The following is a 4511-nucleotide window of genomic DNA, read 5'->3' as shown; positions in this document are numbered from 1 at the left end:
GGGGTACACCGTTGTGCTGTTCCGATATGTCGGCGTGGCGGTGGCGTGCAGGGTCGCCCGGGGCACGCGCTGCCGCACCCGTGGCGCGGCCGGCTTGCTCACCGGTTCCGGGCTCGGGGGTTCGGGAACGGCCTGCTCCGGCTGGCGCCGACCGAACGCGTTCCACGACGGGCCGGCGTCCAGGCTGCGGGTGGCCCGGCTCAACAGGTCCGAGTCGAAGCGGGCCGGCGCGGCGACGGCCACCGCGCTGGGCCGCGCGTCGTGCTCGGGGTCGAGCATCGCCGTCGTACGCCGGTCCCGGTCCGGCACCGTGGCGCGGGCAACGGTAGCCCCGGCCCGGTCGGCGCGGCGCAGCACCAGCGACGCCGACGGGATCTCCAGCTGTGCGGTCACCCCACCACCGCCGGTGGCGGCCAGGGCAACCTGCCAGCCGTGCCGACGGGCCAGCCGGCCCACCACGAAGAGACCGAGCACCTCGGTCGGGGCCAGGTCGAGCCGTTCCCGGCGGGTGAACCGGGCGTTCTCCTCAGCCAGCCGTTGCTCGCTCATGCCGATGCCGTGGTCCACCACGGTGAGCCGCGCGCCCAGGCCGGACGTCTCGGCGGACACCAGCACCCGGGTGTGCGGCGGGGAGAAGACGGTGGCGTTCTCCATCAGCTCGGCCAGCGCCAGGACGAGGTCACCGACCACCGCCGGCGCGGCCGAGACGCCCGCCGGCACCTGCACCTCCACCCGGGTGTAGTCCTCGATCTCACCGAGCGCCAACCGGACCACGTCGGCCAGCGGCACCGGCGCGGTGTGCGCGTCGGCCCCGGCCGAGCCGGAGAGCACCACGAGGCTGCCGGCGTTGCGTCGCAACCGGCTGGAGATGTGGTCGAGCCGGTACAGGTGCTCCAGGCGGCCGGGGTCGGCCTCCTGCTGCTCCAGCCGGTCGATCAGCGCGATCTGCCGACCCACCAGGTTCTGGGTACGCCGCCCGACGTGGCCGAACATCTGCGCCACGTTGCGTCGGCCGGCGACCTGCCGCTCGACCAGCTGCGCCGCGGTGTTCTGCACCCGGTCGAAGGCCCGCGCCAGGTCGCCGATCTCGTCCTTGGCGCGGATGTCCACCGGCTCCAGCCGGACCGCTTGAGGTCTTTCCGCCTCGTCGTCGGTGACCCGGACCAGCTCCGCCTCGGCGACCCGGGCGACCCGGTCCGCCGAGCGGGTGAGTCGGGTCAGGGGTCGGGCCACCGTCCGCGCCACCGCCACGCTGAGCAGCACCACCAGTGTCAGGATCAACGCCGTCACGGCACCGACCAGGTACGCGGCGGTCAGCGCCCGCCGCTGCTCGGCCGTCACCTCGGCGAGCACGTCGGCGACCAGCTTCTTCTCGACGAACTGACCGAGCCGGATCATCGTGCGGACGGCCGGGAAGAGCGCCTCGATCGTCACGTCGCGGACCGCGGCGGCCGGATCCCGGGCACTTCTGATCAGGAAGTCGGGCTTGGTACGGGCGGCCACGGCGGCGTCGTTGAGCTGGGCCACCGTGAGCTGCTCGGGTGTGATCAGGCTGCGGAAGCGCGAGTTGTCGACCATGAGCGCGGCGATGCACGCCACGTACCCGGCGGTGGTGTCCGGGGTGCCGATCGCCTTGACCAGGAGGCTCAGGGTGGCGCAGGCGCCCAGGCCCTCGTCGGCGCGGAGCAGCCCGTCGAGGGCGAGCACCTGCCGGCCCGCCAACGTGTCGGTGTCCACCCCGACCACCAGCCGCAGCGACTCGATGATCCCCTTGTTGACCGGGCCGAACGCGTCCATCACCTGACCCGGGTTGGCGGCCCTGGCCAGGACGGCCGTGCGCAGGTCGATGAGGCTGGACACGCCGTCAAGGGCGTGGTCGACCTGGTCGGTCAGCGCGTCGCTCCGCGCCGCCCGGAGGTCGGCCACCCGGTCGTCCACGTCGGCGGACTTGCGGACCAGTTCACTGCGTTGAACCTGGCCGAGCAGGAAGCCGACGGAGAGGACCCGTTCCTGCTGGAGGTCCTGGACCAGACTGCCGACCCGGCTGGCGAGCCGGACCCGTTCGGCGGTGTCGCCGGCCCGCTGTGCCGCGGCGACCCGGTCGAGCAGCACAGGCACGGCCAGGCCGACCATGCTGAGCAGCGGAATCACCACGAGCAGCGCGAGCTTGCCGCGGATCCGCAGCCTACCGAGCAGCATCGAATGCCCCCCACTGCGCGATTTCCGGGTCACGGGCCGCGCCGGCCGGTTGCAGCGCGCGCGGCTCGTCGGTCGGCGGTTGCCAGGGGTCGCGGTGCGGTGGGCTGTCGGGGCCCTCCGCGTGGGTCGCGGCCAGGGCGGCCCGACGTCGGGCCCGGCGACCGGCGGCGACAAGCAACGCGGCGAGCCAGCTCAGCAACAGAGCGGCGACGACACCCGCTCCTGCGGTCAGCCAACGGTCCCGGTTGAGCCGGTCGATGCGCTCGACCAGCAGGGCGTCCAGCTCGGCGAGGATGACCGGCTGAAGCTGGCGGGCGGAGCGGTGCGAGTTGAGCGCGGCGGCACTCAACTGGCTCGGGTTGACCACGCCGGTGTCCTTGCCCGGCACCGAGTACGCGGCAAGCGCCTCCACCGACCGCTGGTAGGTGTCCAGCGGGGTCAGCACGTTGGCACCGAGGTCGGTGCTCTCCGAACCGTCCACGGCCGAGCGCAGGTTGTCGACGAGGTCGCCGGCGGGCGCCAGGGCGGTCACCCGCAGGCCGGCCAGCTCCATCAGGCCGCGCGCTTGCTCGGCGGCCGGCCGGCGGGAGACCAGGGCGCCCAGGTCGGCGAGCCGACCGGCGGCCACCACCGCCTCGGGCAGTTCCTGGCCGGCGCTGTCCTGGAGGAAGAACGAGTCGGCCTCGGGGTCGCGGACCAGCCCGGAACTCTCCCGGACCTTCCGGTGCAGGGCCAGCAGCAGGTCGGAGACCTCGCCGTACGCGGTGTAGGCGGCCTCGGGGTCGGCGGCGCCCCGGCCGCGCAGCGCCTCCAGCTTGGCCCGTACGCCGGCCCAGCGTTCCTGGCTGAGCAGCTCCCCACCGATGCGGGCATCCACCGCGGCGGCCTGCTCGACCGCCCCGTTCAACGCCTCCCGTGCCACGGGGCGGCCGTTGACCGCGTTGGACTGGGCCTCCACGAGGGCGTCGGTGACCGCCGCCAGAGCGGTGAGGTACTGCACGCCGAGCCGTTCCCGGGCGGCGAGGTCCCGGTCGTCGGTGGTCTGCCGCCAACTCGACGTGACGAGCAGGCCCAACGGCGCCAACAGTGCTCCGATGAGCAGCAGGGGCAGCAGTCGGCCCAGCGTGGACGGCCGTCGACGGGCCCGCGGCGCGGGGACTGTCATGTGTGTCTCCTCCGGCGTGCGGCGCTGATCGGCGTGGCGTCGGGCTAGCCGACAAGTCCCGTCCACCGGACCGGAAAACTAATCGAACCCCCGACTGGTCAGACCTCACTGGGCGAGTCAGGTTCGCGTCACTTCGAGCCATGTCACCATTTGTCCGCGTTACCAGCACGCTCTGTGTCAGCTGTGGGTGTGACATGGAGGGATCGAGGTGGATATCCGCGGAAGATCGGAATTCACGGGATCCGAACTCAACTCGCTGTGCCGCGTCGGACGTTGCGCGCTCGCACCCCCACCGGGCACCGATCGGGGCAACCGGACGGACGTACGGCGGATCTCAGCCAACGCTCAGGCTGTGGGCCGTACCGTGTGCCGCATGACATCGCCGTCGCCGGCCGCGTGGTTCCGGCGTGCCCTGCCCACCCGCCGCCGCGCGACCGCCGCCGCGGTGGTCGTCGTGCTGTTGGCCGCCGCCGTGACCTGGGCGGTCTGGCCGCAGGGACCGGGCGTACGCACCGAGAGCGCGATGCTCACCGTCCGCTCCGGACCGTCCGGCGACCAGCCGGTGAACCTGGACACCACCCTCTACCTGCCGGACGACGCCTCGTCCGGTCGGAAGGTGCCGGCGGTGCTGTTGGCGCACGGGTTCGGCGGCACGAAGGAGTCGGTGCGCTCCGACGCGGAGGAGTTCGCCGGGCGAGGCTACGCGGTGCTCACCTGGACCGCGCGGGGTTTCGGCCGCAGCGGCGGGGAGATCCACCTGGACAACCCGGACTACGAGGTACGCGACGCCGAGCGGCTGCTGGACTGGCTGGCCGCCCGGCCGGAGGTGCGCACCGACGCTGCCGGCGACCCGAAGGTCGGTGTGGTCGGCGGCTCGTACGGCGGTGGTCTGGCGCTGCTGCTGGCCGCCCAGGACCGCCGGGTCGACGCGATCGTGCCCATGATCACTTGGAACGACCTGTCCCGCGCGTTCCTGCCGGAGAGCACCGGCGCGGCGCCGACCGAGGGCGTGTTCAAGAAGGGCTGGGCCGGCCTCTTCTTCGGCGGCGGCGGCAACGTGGGCTCCGGCCCGGCCGGGCTCTCCGGCGGGACCGCCGCCCAGCCGCAGGGCGCACCGGCGTCGGCCGGTCCGCCCAGCCCCGGGCCG

At 73.5% G+C, this 4511-nt stretch carries 3 protein-coding genes; 1 reads left to right on the top strand and 2 read right to left on the bottom strand.

Translation table 11 applies throughout. The features are described from left to right. Together PSH25_RS33775 and PSH25_RS28310 are read right to left on the bottom strand one after the other, a co-directional pair. On the bottom strand, nucleotides 1-2199 hold a 2199-nt coding region (locus PSH25_RS33775; protein ID WP_274528080.1), incomplete at its 3' end, for a sensor histidine kinase. Beyond that, complete coding sequence (locus tag PSH25_RS28310; RefSeq protein WP_238661943.1) at nucleotides 2186-3364, bottom strand: hypothetical protein; 1179 nt, start codon at nucleotides 3362-3364, stop codon at nucleotides 2186-2188. The genes PSH25_RS28310 and PSH25_RS33775, both read right to left, overlap by 14 nt. 373 nt (nucleotides 3365-3737) lie before the next feature. Here PSH25_RS28310 and PSH25_RS28305 point away from each other — a divergent pair. Next, nucleotides 3738-4511: alpha/beta hydrolase (locus PSH25_RS28305; RefSeq protein ID WP_238661942.1), on the top strand; the 774-nt coding region annotated here is incomplete at its 3' end.

This window comes from Micromonospora foliorum, assembly GCF_022229015.1.
In the GTDB taxonomy this organism is placed as follows: Bacteria; Actinomycetota; Actinomycetes; order Mycobacteriales; family Micromonosporaceae; genus Micromonospora; species Micromonospora foliorum.
Note: the sequence above shows the minus strand (reverse complement) of the source record. Positions and strands in the feature narration are given on the sequence as shown.

Coding starts and splice junctions, on each gene's coding strand:
- PSH25_RS28310 (WP_238661943.1), bottom strand. CDS start 3,364: ATGACAGTCCCCGCGCCGCGGGCCCGTCGACGGCCGTCCACGCTGGGC.